Below are 19,964 nucleotides of genomic sequence, written 5' to 3'. Positions count from 1 at the left end.
CGCTTTTAGGCGTCGATGCGACCCTGGTCGAGGTATTCACTGCCGGCCACAATAAATTCCTTGCGGGGGGCCACTTCCGAGCCCATGAGCAGTTCAAAGGTGTGCTCGGCCCTGTCGGCATCGGCACTGGTGACCCGGCGCAGCATCCTGTGCCGCGGGTCCATGGTGGTTTCCGCCAGCTGCTCGGCATCCATTTCACCCAAACCCTTATAGCGCTGGATCGGGATCTTGTACTTCTTGTTGGTCTTCTCCAGCTTGGCCAGGACTGTGTGCAGTTCCTTCTCGGAGTAGGTGTAAATCATCTCGTTGGCCTTGGCTCCGGAGTTTATGACCTCCACCCGGTGCAGCGGGGGGACGGCCGCATAGACGTTTCCGGCGTCGATCATGGGGCGCATGTAGCGGAAGAACAGGGTCAACAGCAGTGTGCGGATGTGGGCGCCGTCCACGTCGGCGTCAGTCATCAGGATGACCTTGCCGTAGCGGGCAGCCGAGACGTCAAAGCTCCGCCCCGATCCGGCACCGACTACCTGGATGAGGGCAGCGCATTCGGCGTTGGCGAGCATGTCCCCCACCGACGCTTTTTGGACGTTGAGGATCTTGCCGCGAATGGGCAGCAAGGCCTGGAAGTCCGAGGAGCGGGCAAGTTTTGCCGTGCCCAGGGCGCTGTCACCTTCAACAATGAACAGCTCAGTCTTGGCAACATCGTTGCTGCGGCAATCGGCCAGCTTGGTGGGCAGCGACGAGGACTCCAGGGCCGTCTTGCGGCGCTGGGTTTCCTTGTGCACCCGGGCGGAGATGCGGGATTTCATCTCCGAAACAACTTTTTCCAGCAACGTTGCGGCCTGGATCTTTTCCCCGCGGGCAGTCGAGTTGAGCTTTTCCTTCAGTTCCTTTTCAACAATCCGCGCCACAATGTTCTTCACTGCAGGGGTGCCCAGGATTTCCTTGGTTTGGCCTTCGAACTGCGGCTCCGCCAAACGCACTGTCAAAACAGCCGTGAGCCCGGCCATGACATCGTCCTTCTCGACCTTGTCGCTACCGGCCTTGAGCTTGCGCGCATTGGTCTCAATGACCTTGCGGAAGGTTTTCAGCAGCGCCTGCTCAAAGCCTTCCTGGTGGCGCCCACCCTTGGGCGTGGCAATGATGTTGACAAAGCTGCGCATGGTGGTGTCGTAGCCAACGCCCCAGCGCAGGGCGATGTCCACCTCGCAGTCGCGCTCCACGGCGGTGCTTTCCAGCCGGCCCTCGGCGTTGAGGACCGGGACTGTTTCGGTGAAGGTGCCGTGGCCCTGCAGGCGCCAAATGTCTGTGACGCCGCCACCCACGGCGAGGAAATCCACAAACTCGGAGATGCCGCCGTCGTGGTGGAAAACTTCCTCATGCGTGGCGAACTCGCCGGGCGTACCCGGAACCCGGCGTTCATCAATAACCCTGATGCGCAGCCCAGGCACCAGGAAGGAGGTTTGGCGGGCGCGGGAGACCAGTTCCTCGTAGGAGAACTTGGCGTCCTTGGTGAAGATCTGGGGGTCGGCCCAGTACCTGATGCGGGTGCCCGTCACACCACGCTTGGTGGTGCCCACAATGTCCAGCCCGGATTTTTCAACGAACGGCTCAAAAGGCACATCGGGGCTCAGGGACCTGCCAACATCCTTGAAGTGACCCGGTTCGCCGCGGCGGAAACTCATTTGGTAGGTCTTGCCGCCGCGATCAACCTGGGCGTCCATGCGCGAGGACAGGGCGTTGACCACACTGGCACCCACACCATGCAAACCGCCGGAGGCCGCGTAGGAGCTGCCACCAAACTTGCCACCGGCATGCAGCTTCGTCAGGACCACTTCAACGCCGCTGAGCCCGGTTTTGGGTTCCACATCCACCGGGATGCCGCGGCCGTCGTCGTGCACCTCCACCGAGCTGTCCCTGTGCAAAATAACTGTAATGTGCTGGCCGTAGCCGGCCAGGGCCTCATCCACCGAGTTGTCGATGATTTCCCAGAGGCAGTGCATCAAACCGCGGGAGTCGGTGGAGCCAATGTACATTCCGGGGCGCTTGCGTACTGCCTCCAGTCCCTCCAGCACGGAGAGATGGCGGGCGCTGTAATCGGAACTTTGGCGTGCCACTGTGGACATACTCCTTTGGGGACTGCTCGGGACTGCGGAAAGGTGGCAAACTGCCGGAGGCGCAAAATACGCTTGCTCAAGTTTAACTGCTGACCGGTGCTCCTGCTTGCAGGCTGGCCGTCCGGCGGGGGCTACGCGGTTAGCGAAAGTGGAACCATCCGCGGATGGATCCGCTCCGAATAATGGTTATATAGGTACCAAGATCTATGAAGGAGGCCATCATGACTACCACCGCCATCGCCAGCCACGAGCTGAGCACCCTTGACCGCTGCGACCGTTGCGGCGCACAGGCATATGTACGCGTTGTCTTGGCATCCTCCGGCGGCGAGCTGCTCTTCTGCGGCCACCACGCCCGTGCAGTTGAGACCACGTTGAAGCCGTTGTCATCCCAGTGGCACGACGAGACCGGCCGCCTGCACGAAAAGGCAGCTGTCGCGGACGACTAAGACTTGAGCAATGCTTGCAACGAGGAATGGCCCCGGACATTGTCCGGGGCCATTCCTCTGCCCTTAAACAACTGACCCGCAGAAAACGCCGAAAATCACGTCAAAAACGCTTATTTTCGGCGTTTTCTGCGGGTCAGTTGGAAAAATGCCTAGTCCAGGTAGTCGCGCAGAACCTGCGAACGCGACGGGTGGCGCAACTTGGACATGGTCTTGGATTCGATCTGGCGGATGCGCTCACGCGTAACGCCGTAGACCTTGCCAATTTCGTCTAAAGTCTTCGGCTGGCCATCGGTCAAACCAAAGCGCATCGCAACAACGCCTGCTTCACGCTCGGACAAGGTGTCCAGGACCGAGTGAAGCTGTTCCTGCAACAAGGTGAAGGAGACGGCGTCGGCAGGAACCACTGCCTCGGAGTCTTCAATCAAGTCACCGAACTCGGAATCTCCGTCTTCACCCAAGGGGGTGTGCAGGGAAATGGGCTCGCGGCCGTACTTCTGAACTTCAACAACCTTTTCCGGGGTCATGTCCAATTCCTTGGCCAATTCTTCCGGAGTTGGTTCGCGGCCCAGATCCTGCAGCATCTGGCGCTGCACGCGTGCCAGCTTGTTGATGACCTCCACCATGTGCACGGGGATGCGGATGGTGCGGGCCTGGTCAGCCATGGCACGGGTGATGGCCTGACGGATCCACCAGGTTGCGTAGGTGGAGAACTTGAAGCCCTTGGTGTAGTCGAACTTCTCCACTGCGCGGATCAAGCCCAGGTTGCCTTCCTGGATCAGGTCCAGGAAGAGCATGCCGCGGCCGGTGTAGCGCTTGGCGAGCGAGACAACCAGACGAAGGTTGGCCTCAAGCAGGTGATTTTTGGCTCGCTTGCCGTCGTGCACAATGCGCTCGAGGTCGCGCTTGAGCTGCGCGTCCATGGCGTCAGCACCGGCGTTGAGCTTCTCAGTGGCGAAAAGGCCAGCCTCGATGCGCAGGGCAAGGTCAACTTCCTGCTCGGCGTTGAGCAGGGCCACCTTGCCGATTTGCTTCAGGTAATCCTTGACGGGGTCGGCGGTGGCACCTGCCGACATGACTTGCTGGACGGGGGCGTCATCGTCGTCGGAGTCCGAGTAGACGAATCCCGTTCCGGTGGCGACGGGGCGCTCCGGAGCGGCGTCGTCGTTCTCTTCATCCTCGGGCACGGCGGGCTCAGACGATGACTCGTCCTCATCCTTGGCCTTGCCGCGACGTGTGGCAGCTTTTTTGGGGGCAGCCTTCGCTGCGGCGGGGGCCTCGTCGCCAGCGGCTGTGGCAGCCTTCTTGGCGGCGATCGTGGCAGCCCGCTTCTCTGCTGGAGTCAGCGGCACGGTCGCTGAGGATGCGGGGTCCTCGATCTCCTTGGTTGTGGAGACTTTGCTCTTGGCAGTAGCAGACACAGAAAACCTTTCTTACGGCGGTCTGTGGAGTTACCTTGGGGCAACACCACTATGACCCTGTCAAGTCCATGTTGCTTATCGCACCACAGTTGCTTGGAGGGTCACAAGGTATAACTCCTTGCAGCGCGGGGTTGTTCCCACCGCCCCGGAAAACATCTTCCGGGCCAAATTGCCCAAACATTGCTAATACGTCAACACGAACCCAACCGGGTCTCGGCTTATAGTCTCTCATGTTTTACCCGCTCCTCCATGCCGCAAGCAACCGTTTTGGGCGTGGATCTGTGCAACAAATCTCATAGTGGCTGCAATTGTTGGCCGAATGCCGCCCCTGCCAGGGGACGGCCGGTCCGCGGCACCTCAAGGAAGGGGCAGGAGCGGGGATTAGGCCGCCTCCTCACGCGGTTCGCCGTCGCCCTGATACCCGGGCCAGGCCGTCCGGGGGTTCTTGGCACATTCGGCGATGTAGCCAACGGAAAGTAGCTGGTCCAGCATGCCGGCCAATTTGTAGCCCGGCTGCTGCGCCTCACAGGCAGCAAAATAGCTGCCTGCCCACGTTCCGCGCCCCTTGCACCATTGGATCCAGCCCAGGATGCACAATACCGGCGCCTTGTCTGCCCCGTCCGTGCTGGCCGCGAGGAACGTCAAGAGGGGTTCGGCCCCGTCCAGCCTGGGCCAGTCCGGTGCAACGGCGGCGCCCCCGTTTCCCGCAAAGCGGTCACCCCCTAGCAAGATGGCACCAAAGTCCCGGCCTGCAGCTTCGAAGAGTTCCGCAGGGACGTGAGCCCTGGTGATTTGGTCCATACTTGGCTGCTGTTCGGCGGCCTGGTTGCCTCCGAACCAATTGGCCGGGACCACCAAGGGGCCGGCATTACGTTGCAGCAGTCCGTTGGCGGCGGCGCCTGCGAAGGCGTACCCGCAGGAGGTGGCCAGCGCCACCATGAGCGTGTCCCGCACCGAGACGTGCCCCAGGCTTGCCAGCAGGTACGCGCTCATCTGCTGGTCCGGAGTTTGTGGCCACCGTTGCAGGCTCTGCTCCCAGGCCCCCAAGGTCACGGCGAGCTGGCGGGTAGCGGACCCGGAGCGGGCAAGGACTTCGCGGTACTTCTCACCGGCAGACGCCACTGCTAGCGCGAAGCCAGCGTCCTGGACGGCTGTGAGTGCAGCGATCTGTTCCCTGGGGCTTTCCCGCACCATGCTGCCCCTGAAGATGAACTCGGCGTTGACAAAACTCTCCCTGATGGAGGAGTTGTCCTTGCCGGGCCACGGGCAACACTCTTCGCTGCTGCACTCGAGGCTGCGCCAATGCCCGGTTCCCACGTACCAGGCATCACGAACAGGCAGCCCAACCCTGCCAAATGCCTTGCGCAGTTGCCGGTAGAGGCGCGACTGGGGACAGTGCGCAGAGTCCAGCCAATCCTCGCGGCCAAAGATGGCGATGAGGCAGCCGTTGGCTTGGTGGTCTCCGGCCATCTGGCTGGCGGCAATGTGGGCCAATTGGGCCGTCTCCCCCGAACCATCCGGGGGCAGGTCCAGCCGCATGGTGGCCCGGAGCATCTTGCCGTTCATACCGATGCACACAATGCTTTCCTGCGGCCAGTACCCCATCATGTGGGGGATAAATGCCAGGAGGTCCTCACCGGCACTGACCCTGATCTTGTCTACTTGTTTTCCCATGCCTCAAGGGTGCTGCTCCCACGGGCGGGGATCCAGAGCAATGTCGCAAAAACACCAAATCTGTGGACAACGCAGCCGCCGATCCCCATGAATCACCGGGAAAACTTTCGCGACGGCCTACTTGCGACCCGCGCGGCGGCTCTTTTCCTCGTGCCTGTACTGCTCGCGCCTGCGCTTGTTGTCCGCAAGCACATCCCGCCATGGCGGAATGGTTTCGCCCTTGGCAGCCATGGATCGCCGCACCCTGCGGCGGATGATGACGACAGCAGCGATGCCCGCGCCAAACACCACAAATTGGAAGGAAAGCGCAACCCGGAACGCATCCAGTGAGTACAAGTCACCGGTAGATCCGCTGGATGAGTTGATCAGGTCTAGGATCAGGCCAATGGCGAACATGGTCACCAGCGCCGCCACGAAACCGCCAACGTTGACAATCCCGGTGGCGGTGCCCATGCGGTGGGAAGGGTTGAAGGTTCTGGCGAAGTCAAAGCCGATCATGGACGCCGGCCCGCCCAGGGCCAGAACCAGCACGAGCAGCACCAGCAGCCATAGCGGGGATGGCCCTGGCTGCAGGAGCACCGCCAGCCAGGCCGCGGCGCAAACCACTGTCACCGCCAGCACCATGCTGGAGCGGCGCAGCGGGTGTTTGCCCACCCAGCTGCCCAGCAGCGGGCCGCAGATGATGCCCACCACCACAAACAAGCTGAGCAGCACGCTCGCCGTGCCCGTTTCCAGGCCTTGGGCTGACACGAGGAACGGATATCCCCACGTGAGGACGAACACTGTCCCGGAGAATTGGGTGGCGAAGTGGCTCCACATGCCCAGCCGCGTCCCGGGCTGCCGCCATGCGGTGCCCAGCTCTGCGGCAATGTCCCGCATCCCCTTGCTTGATATTGGGGCCAGTGAACCGGCCGGAGCGTTGCGCACCAGCGCGGCGGAGAGCACGCAGGCCAGCACCCCCAAAGCCGCCAGGGACACAAACGCCTGGCTCCAACCACCCATGTGCAGCACAAACGCGAAGGGGACAAGGCTGATGAGCTGGCCGAATTGCCCCAGCTGCCCGGTGAGCTGCGTCAGCACCGGGACTTTCCGGGCGGGGAACCACAACGGGATCAGACGGATCACGGCAATAAACGTCATGGCGTCCCCGGCACCCACAAAGATTCGGCCCAGAACGCCGGCGGGAATCGATTCCGCCATAGCCAGTTGCAGCTGTCCCACAGCCATCAGGGCTGCTCCCGAGGCGATCATGATCCGCGGGCCAAACCTGTCCACCAGCACGCCCACCGGGATTTGCAGCCCGGCGTAAACCACCAGCTGAACCACCGTGAAGGCTGAAAGCGCTGAGGCTGTTGCCCCGAAACGCTCGGTGGCTACCAGCCCGGCAACACCAAAGGAGGTCCGTTGGGTGATGGCGACAACATAGGCAAAGATGCCAACTCCCCAGACGAGCCAGGCACGTTTACTATTCACGTCACTTAGCGTAAGCCAGATTCCGTGTCGTCTTCCTTGCCGGAGTCCCGGCTGGCCAAATACGCCTCGACGGCGGCACCCAGCTCATCGGCGCCTGGCAGTTCGTCATTGTCCCCGGCCAAAAGGGACCGCCGCGCCGTCCCGTCCGTGTGTTCGTCGTATTGCTTTTCAAGGTTGGCAACCACGGTGGCCACCTCGCTGGAGCCCTCCACCTGTTCGGTGATTTGGCGTTCCACGGCGCGGCCGGTCTCACGGAGGCGTTCGCTGGGAAGCATCAGGGCGGCGGCCGCACCCAGGTATTCCAGACCGGCGACGGCGGCCGGCGGGTACTCGGCGTCGGACAAGTAGTGCGGCACATGGATGGCGTACCCCACCACGTTGCGGTGGGCGGCGGCCAGCTTGTACTCGAGCACGTGGCCAATCGCGGAGGGAATTTCCAGGGTGGTTTTCCACGCCGAGATGCCTTCAATAAGGTCTGGCCGGTTGCCGTGCACCGTGGCGCCGATGGGGCGGGTGTGCGGCACGGGCATGGGAACCGAGTGCACCCAGGCCACCAGATTGACGTCGAAGCGCTCCACTAGGCCAAGGACGGCCAGGCTGAAGCGCTCCCACTGCAGGTCCGGCTCGTTGCCGGTCAAGTACAAAAACGGCGTGCCCAGGGCGTCAACCATGCGGTACAGCACCAGCGAGGGAGCCTTGTAGTCGCTGAGGTGGTCCTCGGTGAACGTGATCCGGGGCCGGCGCGAGCGGTAGTCGATGAGCTGGTCGATGTCGAAGACGGCAACGGGGTCCCCTGCCAGCTCCTCCCCCAGCTCCGCAGCAATCTGGGTCACCACATGGCCGGCATCCGAGAAACCGGTAAAGGTCATCAACAGGTTGGTGCCGCGCAGGTCTTCGGCTTCGATGAGCTGCTCGTTGAGGGCATAGAGGGACTCGGGATCGGCAAAGGGTGTGTATTCGATGTTATTCATAGTCTTCCTGATGCAGCTTACGTCTCTACAGTGCACAACGCCGCAAGCGTCCGGAATCATCCCGCAACGGCTGGCGGGCCGGATGCGTGCGCCAACACCACGGCAACACGGCCGTTCGCGGCAGGGATCCCCGCTTGGCGCTACGATCGGTAACAGCGACACCCGTTCAGAAACACCACAACGTGAGGACAGTATTTCCGTGAGTGCCAAAGAAAATATCACCTTCCGCGTCATCAACACCGGCTTGGCCAAGCTGGCTGCGGACGCCCTCGTCATAGCTGTTGGCAAGGGTCCCGATGGTCCGCTCATCCTGGATGCGCCCCTGTCAGCAGTGGCGCTGACATCGCTGGAGGCATCCCTGACGGCCTTGGGCGTGACAGGCGCCGCCGACCAGGTGGTGCGCCTGCCCGGCCTGCCGGACACCGGCGCCAAGACCCTGGTCCTCGCCGGAATTGGCCCGGTCAAGGGCAAGGCCATCACCGACGAATCATTGCGCCGCACAGCCGGTGCCGCCATCCGCCAGCTGGCTGGCCTGAGCCATGTGGTTCTTGCTTTGCCGACGACGGCGGTGGGCCAGGTCGCCGCCCTCGCCGAAGGTGCCGCCCTGGGCGCCTACCAGTACGCCAGCCTGCACTCAAACACCGAAGGCAAGAAGGATCCCGTCGCCAAGGTCACCATCTTCTCCACACTGGCGAAGGATCCGGAGCTGGCGGCGGCGCTGGAACGGGCCACGGTGCTTGCCAAGGCAGTCAACGCCACCCGCACCCTTGTCAACGAGCCCCCCAGCACTCTCTACCCCGCCACTTTTGCCGACGCTGCCAAGGATCTGGCCAAGGGTTTGCCGGTCAGGGTGACGGTCTTCGATGAGAAGCGTCTGCTCAAGGACGGCTACGGCGGCATCATGGGCGTTGGCCAGGGCTCCTCCCGCCCGCCGCGCATGGTCAAGCTCGAATACAAGTCGGACAAGGCGGTCGCCGATCTGGCCCTGGTGGGCAAGGGCATCACCTTTGACAGCGGCGGAATCTCCATCAAGCCCGGCGCAGGCATGGTCACCATGAAATGCGACATGGCCGGTGCCGCAGCCGTTTTGAACGCCGTCCTGGCCGTGGCCGGTCTTGGCCTGCCCGTCAATGTCACCGGTTGGCTCTGCATCGCGGAAAACATGCCCTCCGGCACGGCCATCCGCCCCTCCGATGTGCTGACCATTTTTGGCGGCAAAACTGTTGAGGTCCTCAACACCGACGCCGAGGGCCGCCTGGTCATGGCCGACGGCCTGGTCGCCGCCTCCCGCGAGTTCCCCGACGTCATCATCGACGTGGCAACCTTGACGGGCGCCCAGGTGGTGGCCCTGGGCCACCGCACTGCCGGAGTCATGGGTGATGAAGGAGTCAGCGCAGCCCTGAAGGCCGCGGCCGACAGGGCTGGAGAGCTGGTCTGGCCCATGCCGCTGCCGGAGGAACTGCGCCCCTCACTGGATTCCCCTGTGGCTGACATGGCCAACATTGGCGAACGCATGGGCGGGATGATGACAGCTGCCGTGTTCCTGCAGGAGTTCATTGGTAAGGGCAAGGACGGCGAAACCATCCCCTGGGCCCACCTGGACATTGCCGGTCCTGCCTTCAATGAGGGCGCCCCGTACGGCTACACACCCAAGCAGGGCACGGGCATGGCCGTGCGCACACTGGTTGCCTACATCGAAGATGTTGTGGCCCGCAGTGTGTAGTACCGGCCAGTAGATCCTTGCAGGTATGTCGCGGTCCCGTGAGTTCACGGGACCGCGACAAGTTTTTGGGCACACAGCACCGGCCACTCCCGCACAGGAAACGGAAAAGTGAGTATGAACACATTCCTCTTTACTGTGACAGCCGTGACGGTGTTGCATGGGACAACTGACGTAAGGTAAATGCTGAAAGTATTTGTCTTTGACTGAGAAGTTGTAGACCATCCGCTATGGATGTGTCGCTTCTATCAACAATTGATGAGATGACGCGCCGCTAATGTGCGCGTCACCCGAACGCGAGGGAGCGTCTAAGTGGCCGATCAGGCAGCTGGGCAAGAATTCGATATTTTGGTTCTCGGCGGTGGCAGCGGCGGTTACGCAACTGCACTTCGAGCAGTCCAATTGGGCATGACCGTTGGTTTGGTGGAAAAGAGCAAGTTGGGCGGCACCTGCCTGCACAACGGCTGCATCCCCACCAAGGCGCTGCTGCACGCAGCCGAAGTAGCCGACCACGCTCGCGAAGGCGCCTCCATTGGCGTCAACAGCCAGCTCAACGGCATTGACCTGGTGGCTGTCAACAAGTACAAGGACGGCATCATTGCCGGCAAGTACAAGGGTTTGCAGGGCCTCATCAAGGGCAAGGGCATCACTGTCATCGACGGCGAGGGCAAGCTCACTGCCGCCAACACCATCACGGTGAACGGGGTGAACTACACGGGCAAGAACATTGTTCTGGCGACCGGTTCATACTCCCGCAGCCTGCCTGGTTTGGAAATCGGCGGCAAGGTCATCAACTCCGACGATGCGCTGACCATGGAAACCCTGCCCAAGAGCGCCATCGTGCTCGGTGGCGGCGTCATCGGCGTGGAATTTGCGTCCGTGTGGAAGTCCTTCGGCGTGGACGTGACCATCATTGAAGGCATGGCCTCCCTGGTCCCCAATGAGGATGCAGCCATCATCAAGGTGCTCGAGCGCACCTTCCGCAAGCGCGGTATCAAGTTCAACACCGGCACCTTCTTCCAGGGGGTTGAGCAGACTAACGACGGCGTTAAGGCCACCTTGGTTGATGGCAAGACGTTTGAAGCGGACCTCATGCTCGTGGCTGTTGGCCGTGGCCCGTCCACCGCAGGTCTGGGCTTCGAAGAAGCCGGCGTCACGATTGACCGCGGCTTCGTCATCACCAACGACCGCCTGCACACCGGCGTCGGCAACATCTACGCCGTGGGCGACATTGTCCCCGGCATACAGTTGGCACACCGCGGCTTCCAGCAGGGTATCTTCGTTGCCGAGGAAATTGCCGGCATGAACCCGGTGATTGTTGAAGACATCAACATCCCCAAGGTCACCTACTGCGACCCGGAGATTGCCTCAGTTGGTTTGAACGAGTTGCAGGCCAAGGAAAAGTTTGGCGACGCCAACGTTGAAACCACCGAGTACAACTTGGCTGGCAACGGCAAGAGCGCCATCCTGGGCACCGGCGGCATCATCAAGTTTGTTCGCGAAAAGGACGGCCCCGTGGTGGGTGTCCACATGATCGGCAGCCACATTGGCGAGCAGATCGGCGAAGCACAGCTCATTGTGAACTGGGAAGCATACCCGGAGGACATTGCTGGCCTCATCCACGCACACCCCACACAGAACGAAGCTCTTGGAGAAGCGGCAATGGCCTTGGCCGGACGCCCGCTCCACGGCTAAATAAGAACCTTCTTAGTGCACCCGGCGCCCGCGTCGGGTGCACTAAGCTAAAAACATACTTAATCTAAAGAATTTCGCGGCAGATGCACGCAGGTGCACCATGAGCGAAATGCAGCGCACATGAAGGAGAACGGGGACGCAATGTCTGAATCCGTGAACTTGCCCGCATTGGGTGAAAGCGTTACCGAAGGTACCGTTACGCGATGGCTCAAGCAGGTCGGCGACCGCGTCGAAATCGACGAGCCCCTGCTGGAAGTATCCACCGACAAGGTTGACACCGAAATCCCGTCGCCCTTTGCCGGCATCTTGGAAGAAATCCTTGTTCCCGAGGACGAAACAGCAGAAGTTGGCGCCACACTGGCCCGCATCGGCACCGGCGCAGCAGCTCCTGCCGCCCCTGTGGAAGCTCCCGCGGCCGCAGCACCCGTCCCTGAGGCAGCTCCGGTTGCAGAGGCACCGGCCCCCGCAGCACCCGCTGCTGCTCCCGCCGGCGACGCCCACGAACTGGTGCTCCCAGCCCTGGGCGAGAGCGTCACCGAAGGTACCGTCACCCGCTGGCTGAAGGCCGTTGGCGACACCATCGAAATCGACGAGCCGCTCCTTGAGGTCTCCACCGACAAGGTTGACACCGAGATCCCCTCCCCCGTGGCTGGCGTCTTGCTGGAAATCCGCGTCCCCGAGGACGAGACAGCCGAAGTTGGGGGCGTGCTGGCATTGATCGGCTCCGCCGCAGCTGCAGTAGCTGCTCCGGCCGCTCCTGTTGCCGCTCCCGCCCCGGTGGCCGCACCCGTTGCTGCACCCGCCCCTGTTGCCGCTCCCGCCCCGGTTGCTGCCCCGGTTGCTGCCCCCGCAGCACCGGTAGTTGCTCCGGCCGCTCCCGCAGCAGGCGCCGAGTCCAACTATGTGACCCCGTTGGTGCGCAAGCTCGCCAACCAGCACGGCGTTGACATCGCCACCGTCACCGGCACCGGTGTTGGTGGACGCGTCCGCAAGCAGGACGTTGTTGCCGCCGCAGAAGCAGCCAAGGCTGCCGCCGCACCGGCTGCCCCGGCACCCGCCGCAGCATCGGCGCCCAAGTCCACTCCCGCCGTCGTACCGTCTTCATTGCGCGGCACCACGGTCAAGGCTCCTCGCATCCGCCAGGTCATTGCCCGCCGCATGCGCGAGTCGCTGGAAGCCTCCACACAGCTCACGCAGGTGCACGAGATTGACATGACGCGCATCGTCAAGCTGCGCAACTCGGCCAAGAACCAGTTCGCTGCCACCAACTGCACCAAGCTGACGTTCCTGCCGTTCATTGCCAAGGCTGTTACCGAGGCGCTCAAGCAGCACCCGGCCGTCAACGGTGAATACAACGAGGAAACTCAGCTGATCACCTACCACAACGCCGAGCACCTGGCGATTGCTGTGGACACCGACAAGGGCCTGCTGGTTCCTGTCATCTCCAACGCGGGCGATCTGAACCTGGCCGGCCTGGCTGGCAAGATTGCCGATGTTGCCTCACGCACCCGCAGCGGCAAGATCGGTCCGGACGAGCTCTCCGGCGGCACGTTCTCCATCACGAACATCGGTTCCGTTGGCGCCCTGTTCGACACCCCCATCATCAACCAGCCCAACGTTGCCATCCTGGGCACCGGCGCGATCGTCAAGCGCGCAGTGGTTGTTGCTGACGCAGACGGCGATGACACCATCGCCATCCGCCACATGATGTACCTGTGCCTGACGTACGATCACCGCCTGGTGGACGGCGCGGACGCCGGCCGCTTCCTGCAGACCTTGAAGACCCGCCTGGAAGATGGCGCGTTCGAGGCCGACCTGGGCCTGTAATACCTGAAGGCACGACGGCGGCCGGGGACGGAAGAAATCACGCCACCGCCCGCCGTCGTTGTACCGCCTGGTGTGCCATGCTGCCTCTGCGCCATGTCATGTTAGCCACATAAGGCACACCTTGATAGACACTGTGTCACTAAGTTGCATAAGCTATTGGCATGGAAATTTTACGCTTGGTTCTCGTGTTCTTGCATATTCTTGGTGCCGCTGCGATTGTTGGCGGCTGGCTCGCTGCGTTCAAGACGCCCACAGTCACCCAGTGGCAGTGGATTGGTGCACTGGTCCAGCTCATCACCGGCTTGTTGCTGGTGGGCCTGGCTGAAATGGGCGACGGCGAGGGCCCCAACCACTTCAAGATTGCCGTGAAGCTGATCATCGCCCTCGTTGTGGTTGTGGCAGCGTTTATTGGCCGCCGCAAGGTCAAGAACAACCAGGACGTCCCCAAGGGCCTGGCCCACGCTGTGGGTGGCATGGCGTTCATCAACATCGCCGTGGCAGTCTTCTGGGTCTGACATAACTGCGCTTTTCGCGCCTGTGTGCGTTAACGGCTAGCCGTGATCGGGGGCGATGCAGAACTCATTGCCGTCGGGATCGGCCAGGACAACCCAGCTGAAGTCGCTGATGGCGTGTTCCTCGACGTGCGTGGCACCCAAGGATAGGGCACGCGCGGTCTCGGCGTCGACGTCGTCCGCCGTAAAGTCCAGATGAAGCCGACGCCGCCCTGTTGTGGGTTCGGTGACCTCCTGGAAAGCCAAACGCGGCTGGCCCTGCTCCGCCCTCAGCCACGTGAATCCGCTGTCTGAGAAGGAAACCTCAGTCTCCAGGAAGGCAGTCCAGAACTCAGCGAGGCCTGCCGGATCGTTGGTGTTGATGACAATAGTGGATAGCTTAACCATGCGCCCAGTGTAATTGGCGCGCAGCAATGCGATCTACGGCATAAGGTTGAGGGGAATGCCAAGACTAGATGTGGCATTGAATCAATATTTGATCCTTAAAGGAGTGAAAATGGCTACAACTCGCAATGCCCACACACGCTGGGTCGGCGACCTTCCCACAGGCGCCGGTCAGGTAACGTTGGACAGCTCGGAACTGGGCACTTTTGACGTCACCTGGAAGGCTCGCGCCGAAGCAGCCGAAGGCAAGACAAGCCCCGAGGAACTGATCGCCGCAGCTCACTCCTCCTGCTTCGCCATGGCGTTCTCCAACGAACTCAGCAGTGCCGGCCACGCAGCCGACTACGTGAACACCAGCGCTGCTGTCACGTTCGTGCCCGGAACCGGCATCACCACCAGCCACTTGACGCTGTCAGCAAAGATCCCCGGCATCAGCCAGGAAGAATTTGATGCCATCGCCAACGGCGCCAAGACGGGCTGCCCCGTATCGGGCGCCCTTACAGGTGTGGAAATCACACTTGAGGCAACACTGGAGGCATAGTCCCCAGCTCCTCCACACAGGCAGGTCGCAAGCGACCCGCCTGTGGGGCCCCTCGGAGTTGTGGGCCCATCCACCCACTCCCAAGCCTCGTACCTCGGCTCGGGGCCCTCGCGTCGCTTTTGAGTAGGTGGCAGCTGCCTTGTGCGGCCGCCACCTACTTTTCTGTGCCCACCGGGAGTGTTCGTTCAATGACCCAGCGCCCATCCGTGTGCGTCAGGACCACCGCCAGTTCCTGGGTCTGCTCCCGGTCGTGGTTGTGCACAATAGCCCCCTGGGCATCCTGCTCCGCAAATGGGCTGGTGGTCACGCTCGCCTGGACTGTGGCCCGGCCCTCGGCAGCGGGGCCAGCCAGCTCGGCCTGACCAATTCTGGAATCCAGACCGGTCAGGCGGTGCCCCAGCCGTGCCAACTCCGACAGTACTGCTGCATCCGCGGCGAGGGCGGGCGAGCCTTGGGCGTTGATGTTGCCCAACAGTTCGCCGTCGGCCGTCGAGAAGGCATGGGAACGCGTCCACGCCAAGGCCGCCAGGGCTTCCACCGGCTCCTGCGCGACAAGCCCCCGCTGAATCTCCGCCGGCAGCGCTGCCGCCCATGCCATGGAGGGGTGCTGGGAGTTTGTCACCCTGGGCAAGGCCGGAGCTGCTTGATGGGCACCATCCACGCCGTTGAACCAGGTGGGCACCAGGAACAGGGCACCAGCGCCCAAAATCAGCACAGCTAGGCTGAGGGACACTGCCGCAGCCGCCCTGCCGCGGACCACGCCCGAAAGCCGGCCTCCGCCACCGTGCCCGCCGGAATGGTGCCCGCTCACACCGTGCCTACTTACCCTACGGCCATCGTCATCCCACAACCGGCCCAGCCGCTGCCCGTCCCGGGCACCAAGCCCCCGGCGCGGCCACCGTCTCAGCGTAGGCTCGTCGGCACCACGCCAGCGGGGCAGTATCCGGGGAAAGGTACCCCGCACTCCTCCTCGTTTTCCGCGGCGCCCTTTTGCCAGTGATTCCTGACGGGTGAGCAATTCGGGCAGCACACTGGGATGGACTGCATTGGCCAGGGCCACCGGTTCAGCGCGGGCACTGCGAAATACGGCTTGGGCGAAGGCTGCTGCCGTGGGACGCTGCCTGGCGTCTTCATTGAGTCCGGCCTCCAGGGCAGCCAGCAACTCTGCGGGTACCTCAGGCACAAACGTTGTCAGTGGCAGGCGGTTGTGTGATGCCGGTGGCACATGGCCTGTCAAGGCAAACCACCCCACCGCTGCCATGCCGAACACATCGGAGGCCTCGTTGCGTTCGGCGTCCTGCCCGCACACGAATCCGGGAGTCCCTGCCAGTTCCGCCGGCCCCTGGCCCAGGAGCCGGCCCAGACCAAAATCACCCAGATACGGTTTGCCTGCGGCGCTGAGCAGGACATTGCCGGCCGACACGTCACCGTGAACGGCCCCGCGTCCATGCAGGAAGGACAGCACCTGTCCCAGCGGTGTCAAGACCGTGACCGTTTCGCCCACTGTCAGTGGCCCTGATGCGCGAACCAGCTGCCCCACAGAACCGCCTGCCGCGTGGTCCATCAGGAGAACAAGGGTCCCGCCCGAATCGTGTACCACACCATGCACCGGGATCAGGTGCTCATGTCTAAACTGCATCAAAATCCGCAGTTCCTGTGTGATGTAGCTTTCATTGTGACGCGAGGCTACACCGCCGCCAGCCCTGTCGCCGTCGGCCCTGACAGCCAGAATCTTCGCTGCCACGGCCGGGCCGCCATTGCGTGGAGCCAGAAGCCAAACCTGCCCCTGAGCCCCGGATCCTAGACACCGCACTGCGTCGAAACCAGCAACAATGGGCGGCTGCCCGGCCCCTGCTGGAGATACGTGGAGTTCCATATATCAGTAGTAGTCCTGTTTTCATTTTTCTGCTCAAAGTTATCCACAGCATGCAGCAGGGGCGGAAATTCTGATTTAGGCGAAGATGCAACAAGGTCTAAAGTGACCTCTATGACTCTTGAGTTCTGCGACGTCGGATTTGCACCGAATTTCATTGATTACACAGTTGCGTGGGATCAGCAACGCGTCATCCACGCTGGAGTGGTTGACGGTACAGTTCCCAACACTGTTTTGCTCCTGGAGCACGCAGCTGTCTACACCGCCGGTAAGCTCACCGAAGACCACGAGCGCCCCTTTGATGGGACACCCGTGATTAACGTTGACCGCGGCGGAAAACTAACCTGGCACGGCCCCGGCCAGCTGATCATGTACCCCATCGTTCGATTGGCCGACCATCACGGTATCCGGGCCTACGTCCATGCGCTGGAGGACATCATCATTGATGTCCTGGCCCACCACGGCGTGGACGGCGTACGCGTGCGCGGCCGGGCAGGCATTTGGCTGTTGGCCGATGATTTGGGTCCTGACCGGAAGATTGCGGCCATCGGCATCAGGGTTCACGAGGGAGTGACCATGCATGGGATTGCCATCAACGCCAGCAACAGCCTGGCACCCTACCAACAAATCATCGCCTGCGGCATCAACGACGCCGGCACCACCTCCCTACAGGCGGAAACCGGCAAGACCATCACCCCGGCCGATCTGCTGGAGCAGATCAAGGTGGCCACGGCCCGCATCCTGACCCCGCTTGTTGCGGAATTTCAGCCGCCATTGGCCACAACCGCTGGGGCCGCTGCAGCGGACCAGTCAGAAGGAGCACTGCTGTGACGTTGGCACCTGAGGGTCGTAAGTTGTTGCGCGTTGAGCAGCGTAATGCTGCTGTGCCGGTGGAGCGTAAGCCGGAGTGGATGAAGGCCAAGGTTTCCATGGGGCCGGAGTACATTGCCATGAAGAACCTGGTCAAGGGTCAGGGCCTGCATACGGTGTGTGAGGAGGCGGGCTGCCCGAACATTTTTGAGTGCTGGGAAGACCGTGAGGCCACGTTCCTGATTGGTGGGTCCGAGTGCACCAGACGGTGTGATTTCTGCCAGATTGATACGGGCAAGCCGTCCCCGATTGACCGGTTCGAGCCGACCAAGGTGGCCCGTTCCGTGGTGAAAATGAACCTGCGCTACGCCACCGTGACCGGGGTGGCCCGGGATGATCTCGAGGATGAGGGTGTGTGGCTGTACGCCGAGACGGTGCGTAAGATCCATGAGTTGAACCCGAACACCGGGGTGGAGTTGTTGATCCCTGACTTCTCCGGCAAGCCCGAGAACATTGCCGCGATCTGCGAGTCCGCCCCGGAGGTGTTCGCGCACAATGTGGAGACCGTGCCCCGGATCTTTAAGCGCATCCGCCCCGCGTTCCGCTACGACCGGTCCCTGGATGTCATCACCCAGGGCCGTGACCTGGGCATGGTGACCAAATCGAACCTGATCCTGGGCATGGGTGAGACCCGGGAAGAAATCAGTGTGGCCCTGCAGGATTTGCACGACGCCGGTACCGACCTGATCACGATCACCCAGTACCTGCGCCCCTCCGAACGCCACCTGCCCGTGGACCGGTGGGTCAAGCCACAAGAGTTCATGGAACTGAACCAGGAAGCGGAAGAAATCGGTTTCCTCGGTGTCATGTCCGGGCCCCTGGTGCGTTCCTCCTACCGGGCCGGACGGTTGTGGGCCACCGCCATGCGCAAGAAGGGCCGCGACATCCCCGAACACCTCGCCCACATCGCCGACGGCATCGAGGACTCCGGCCACACCCGCCAAGAAGCAGCCTCACTCATCACAGCACAATAATTCCGCCGATTACCCGCTAGAATTGACTTACTATGGCCAAAACCACTGACTTCTCACAGACAGACGCTGAAAAACCCAAGCGTTCCCTCTTTTCTCGTAGCCCCAAGGCTGACAAGCCGAAGAAGACGAAGAAGCCCAGCCGCATCAAGCAAATGGTGGACATCTTCAAGATGACCCGCCGCCACGACCCCATGGTCACGTGGCTGATGTTGGGTGCTTTCTTGGGTCCGATCGCCCTCAGCTTGCTTGTTGGATTCCTGTTCGAAAACTGGATCACGGGCCTGCTGATCGGCATCCCGCTGGGTCTGCTGTGTGCGCTGCTGATCATGTCGCGCCGCGCTGAGCGCGCAGCGTATTCACAGATCGAGGGCAAGCCCGGTGCCGCCGGTGCTGCGCTGAGCTCGCTGAAGAGGGGCTGGATCTTTGACGAACAGCCCGCCTCGGTGAACCCGCGCACCCAGGATGTGGTGTTCCGCGCCATTGGCCGCCCCGGAATTGTTCTGGTGACCGAGGGGCCCTCCGCGCGTGTGAAGGGCCTGGTTGATGCAGAACGACGCCGTTTGAGCCGGATTCTGCCCAACGTCACCATCACGGTCATCGAGACCGGCAAGGGCGAGGGCCAGGTGCCGATCGCCCAGGTCACCAAGAAGATGAACAAGCTCAAGAATGAGCTGACCAAGATTGAGGTCAGCGCAGTCAACAAGCGCATCGCCTCCATGGGCACCAAGCTCCCCATCCCCAAGGGCATAGACCCCTACAAGGCGCGCCCCGATCGCAAGGCATCACGAGGACGCTGAGGAAAATAGACCCCTACAAGGCGCGCCCCGATCGCAAGGCATCACGCGGACGCTAAGCAGCCCACGTAGTACCTAGGTAGTCAGTGACAAAGAATGGCCCGGCAGGTTTTCCTGCCGGGCCATTCTCATTCCTGTTTTCGGTGGAGCTGCCCAGCAACCCCCGACTTGTTCCCGGCTAGCGGCGGACCAGGATGGTTTTCTTGGCTTTGTCGTGCAAGCCACGGTGGTCGGCGTCAACAATGATCGGGGGAATCACCAGGCACAGGAGCAGCGCGCGAACCATGCCTGCCAGCAGGCCGGGCGGGCCGCCGTCGAGCCTCATGACGTGGATGCCCACGATCCTGTGCCCAACACTGTAGCCAAGCGTGCCAACCAATAGCATTTGTTCGGCCGCGAAAATGGCCAGAATCGCATTGGGATGGCCGTCAAAGAAGGCTGCCGCGATGAGATAGGAAAGGCCCCAGTCGATGCAGAGCGCAAGGATGCGGCGCCCGGCGCGGGCCATGGAGCCGCGCCCGGATTCGGGCAAACCTAAGCGTTCGCCGGGGAATTTGGATATATTGGAAGTGTCCGGCCCACTGAGCCAAGAACCTATGTCTTTTCGTTCTACCACTCCCCCAGCCTACCGGCGCAAGCTTGTTGCCGAACACAGCGGGATCTTGGAGTGCGTGT

At 62.2% G+C, this 19,964-nt stretch carries 17 protein-coding genes; 9 read left to right on the top strand and 8 right to left on the bottom strand.

What is annotated here, in order from left to right; genetic code table 11:
- Window positions 1–5: 5 nt before the first annotated feature.
- Window positions 6–2,126 (bottom strand): DNA gyrase/topoisomerase IV subunit B, encoded by a 2,121-nt coding sequence (locus ACX80Q_RS12570; protein WP_459330868.1) that lies wholly within the window; start codon window positions 2,124–2,126, stop codon window positions 6–8.
- A 212-nt stretch (window positions 2,127–2,338) separates the two neighbouring features.
- On the opposite strand from ACX80Q_RS12570, the gene ACX80Q_RS12565 reads away from it, so the two are divergent.
- Entirely contained in the window at window positions 2,339–2,563 is a 225-nt protein-coding gene (locus tag ACX80Q_RS12565) for a DUF7455 domain-containing protein (RefSeq protein ID WP_459330867.1), read from the top strand.
- A gap of 149 nt (window positions 2,564–2,712) precedes the next feature.
- Here the strand turns inward: ACX80Q_RS12565 and ACX80Q_RS12560 are convergent, their stop codons facing one another.
- The 4 genes from ACX80Q_RS12560 to ACX80Q_RS12545 all read right to left on the bottom strand — a co-directional run bounded on the left by ACX80Q_RS12560 (window position 2,713) and on the right by ACX80Q_RS12545 (window position 8,099).
- Window positions 2,713–3,981 (bottom strand): RNA polymerase sigma factor, encoded by a 1,269-nt coding sequence (locus tag ACX80Q_RS12560; RefSeq protein ID WP_459330866.1) that lies wholly within the window; start codon window positions 3,979–3,981, stop codon window positions 2,713–2,715.
- Window positions 3,982–4,362: 381 nt separating this feature from the next.
- Window positions 4,363–5,655 carry a DUF4192 domain-containing protein gene (locus tag ACX80Q_RS12555; RefSeq protein ID WP_459330865.1) on the bottom strand — a complete coding sequence of 431 codons (1,293 nt, stop codon included), beginning with the start codon at window positions 5,653–5,655 and terminating at the stop codon, window positions 4,363–4,365.
- Between the two features lie 117 nt (window positions 5,656–5,772).
- Window positions 5,773–7,128 (bottom strand): MFS transporter, encoded by a 1,356-nt coding sequence (locus tag ACX80Q_RS12550; RefSeq protein WP_459330864.1) that lies wholly within the window; start codon window positions 7,126–7,128, stop codon window positions 5,773–5,775.
- A gap of 5 nt (window positions 7,129–7,133) precedes the next feature.
- The gene (locus ACX80Q_RS12545; protein WP_459330863.1) at window positions 7,134–8,099 is read right to left on the bottom strand and encodes a proteasome assembly chaperone family protein; all 966 of its coding nucleotides are present in this window, start codon (window positions 8,097–8,099) and stop codon (window positions 7,134–7,136) included.
- A gap of 199 nt (window positions 8,100–8,298) precedes the next feature.
- On the opposite strand from ACX80Q_RS12545, the gene ACX80Q_RS12540 reads away from it, so the two are divergent.
- The 4 genes from ACX80Q_RS12540 (at window position 8,299) to ACX80Q_RS12525 (ending at window position 13,856) form a co-directional block, all read left to right on the top strand.
- A complete protein-coding gene (locus ACX80Q_RS12540) occupies window positions 8,299–9,822 on the top strand; it encodes a leucyl aminopeptidase (RefSeq protein ID WP_459330862.1) in 1,524 nt (507 codons plus the stop codon).
- A 309-nt stretch (window positions 9,823–10,131) separates the two neighbouring features.
- A complete protein-coding gene (lpdA, locus tag ACX80Q_RS12535; protein ID WP_459330861.1) occupies window positions 10,132–11,514 on the top strand; it encodes a dihydrolipoyl dehydrogenase in 1,383 nt (460 codons plus the stop codon).
- Between the two features lie 141 nt (window positions 11,515–11,655).
- Window positions 11,656–13,341 carry a 2-oxoglutarate dehydrogenase, E2 component, dihydrolipoamide succinyltransferase gene (gene sucB, locus ACX80Q_RS12530; RefSeq protein ID WP_459330860.1) on the top strand — a complete coding sequence of 562 codons (1,686 nt, stop codon included), beginning with the start codon at window positions 11,656–11,658 and terminating at the stop codon, window positions 13,339–13,341.
- 161 nt (window positions 13,342–13,502) lie between these two features.
- Window positions 13,503–13,856 (top strand): hypothetical protein, encoded by a 354-nt coding sequence (locus ACX80Q_RS12525; RefSeq protein WP_459330859.1) that lies wholly within the window; start codon window positions 13,503–13,505, stop codon window positions 13,854–13,856.
- 36 nt (window positions 13,857–13,892) lie between these two features.
- Here ACX80Q_RS12525 and ACX80Q_RS12520 read toward each other — a convergent pair whose 3' ends face one another.
- The gene (locus ACX80Q_RS12520; RefSeq protein ID WP_459330858.1) at window positions 13,893–14,240 is read right to left on the bottom strand and encodes a VOC family protein; all 348 of its coding nucleotides are present in this window, start codon (window positions 14,238–14,240) and stop codon (window positions 13,893–13,895) included.
- Between the two features lie 109 nt (window positions 14,241–14,349).
- Between ACX80Q_RS12520 and ACX80Q_RS12515 the strand changes: the two genes are divergently transcribed.
- The gene (locus ACX80Q_RS12515) at window positions 14,350–14,778 is read left to right on the top strand and encodes an OsmC family peroxiredoxin (RefSeq protein WP_459330857.1); all 429 of its coding nucleotides are present in this window, start codon (window positions 14,350–14,352) and stop codon (window positions 14,776–14,778) included.
- Window positions 14,779–14,932: 154 nt separating this feature from the next.
- Here ACX80Q_RS12515 and ACX80Q_RS12510 read toward each other — a convergent pair whose 3' ends face one another.
- Window positions 14,933–16,654, bottom strand: a complete 1,722-nt coding sequence (locus ACX80Q_RS12510; protein ID WP_459330856.1) for a protein kinase domain-containing protein — start codon at window positions 16,652–16,654, stop codon at window positions 14,933–14,935.
- A gap of 111 nt (window positions 16,655–16,765) precedes the next feature.
- On the opposite strand from ACX80Q_RS12510, the gene lipB reads away from it, so the two are divergent.
- From lipB to ACX80Q_RS12495, 3 genes are read left to right on the top strand one after another with little or no spacing between them, the layout of a single operon-like run.
- The gene (lipB, locus tag ACX80Q_RS12505; RefSeq protein WP_459330855.1) at window positions 16,766–17,482 is read left to right on the top strand and encodes a lipoyl(octanoyl) transferase LipB; all 717 of its coding nucleotides are present in this window, start codon (window positions 16,766–16,768) and stop codon (window positions 17,480–17,482) included.
- The gene (gene lipA, locus ACX80Q_RS12500; RefSeq protein ID WP_459330854.1) at window positions 17,479–18,495 is read left to right on the top strand and encodes a lipoyl synthase; all 1,017 of its coding nucleotides are present in this window, start codon (window positions 17,479–17,481) and stop codon (window positions 18,493–18,495) included. The genes lipB and lipA overlap by 4 nt, the downstream gene beginning before the upstream one ends.
- A gap of 32 nt (window positions 18,496–18,527) precedes the next feature.
- Window positions 18,528–19,292, top strand: a complete 765-nt coding sequence (locus tag ACX80Q_RS12495; protein ID WP_459330853.1) for a DUF4191 domain-containing protein — start codon at window positions 18,528–18,530, stop codon at window positions 19,290–19,292.
- 175 nt (window positions 19,293–19,467) lie between these two features.
- Here ACX80Q_RS12495 and ACX80Q_RS12490 read toward each other — a convergent pair whose 3' ends face one another.
- A complete protein-coding gene (locus ACX80Q_RS12490) occupies window positions 19,468–19,905 on the bottom strand; it encodes an RDD family protein (RefSeq protein WP_459330852.1) in 438 nt (145 codons plus the stop codon).
- Window positions 19,906–19,964 lie beyond the last annotated feature (59 nt).

This window comes from Arthrobacter sp. HLT1-20 (assembly GCF_054510895.1).
This window is presented reverse-complemented; position numbering and strand designations above follow the sequence as displayed.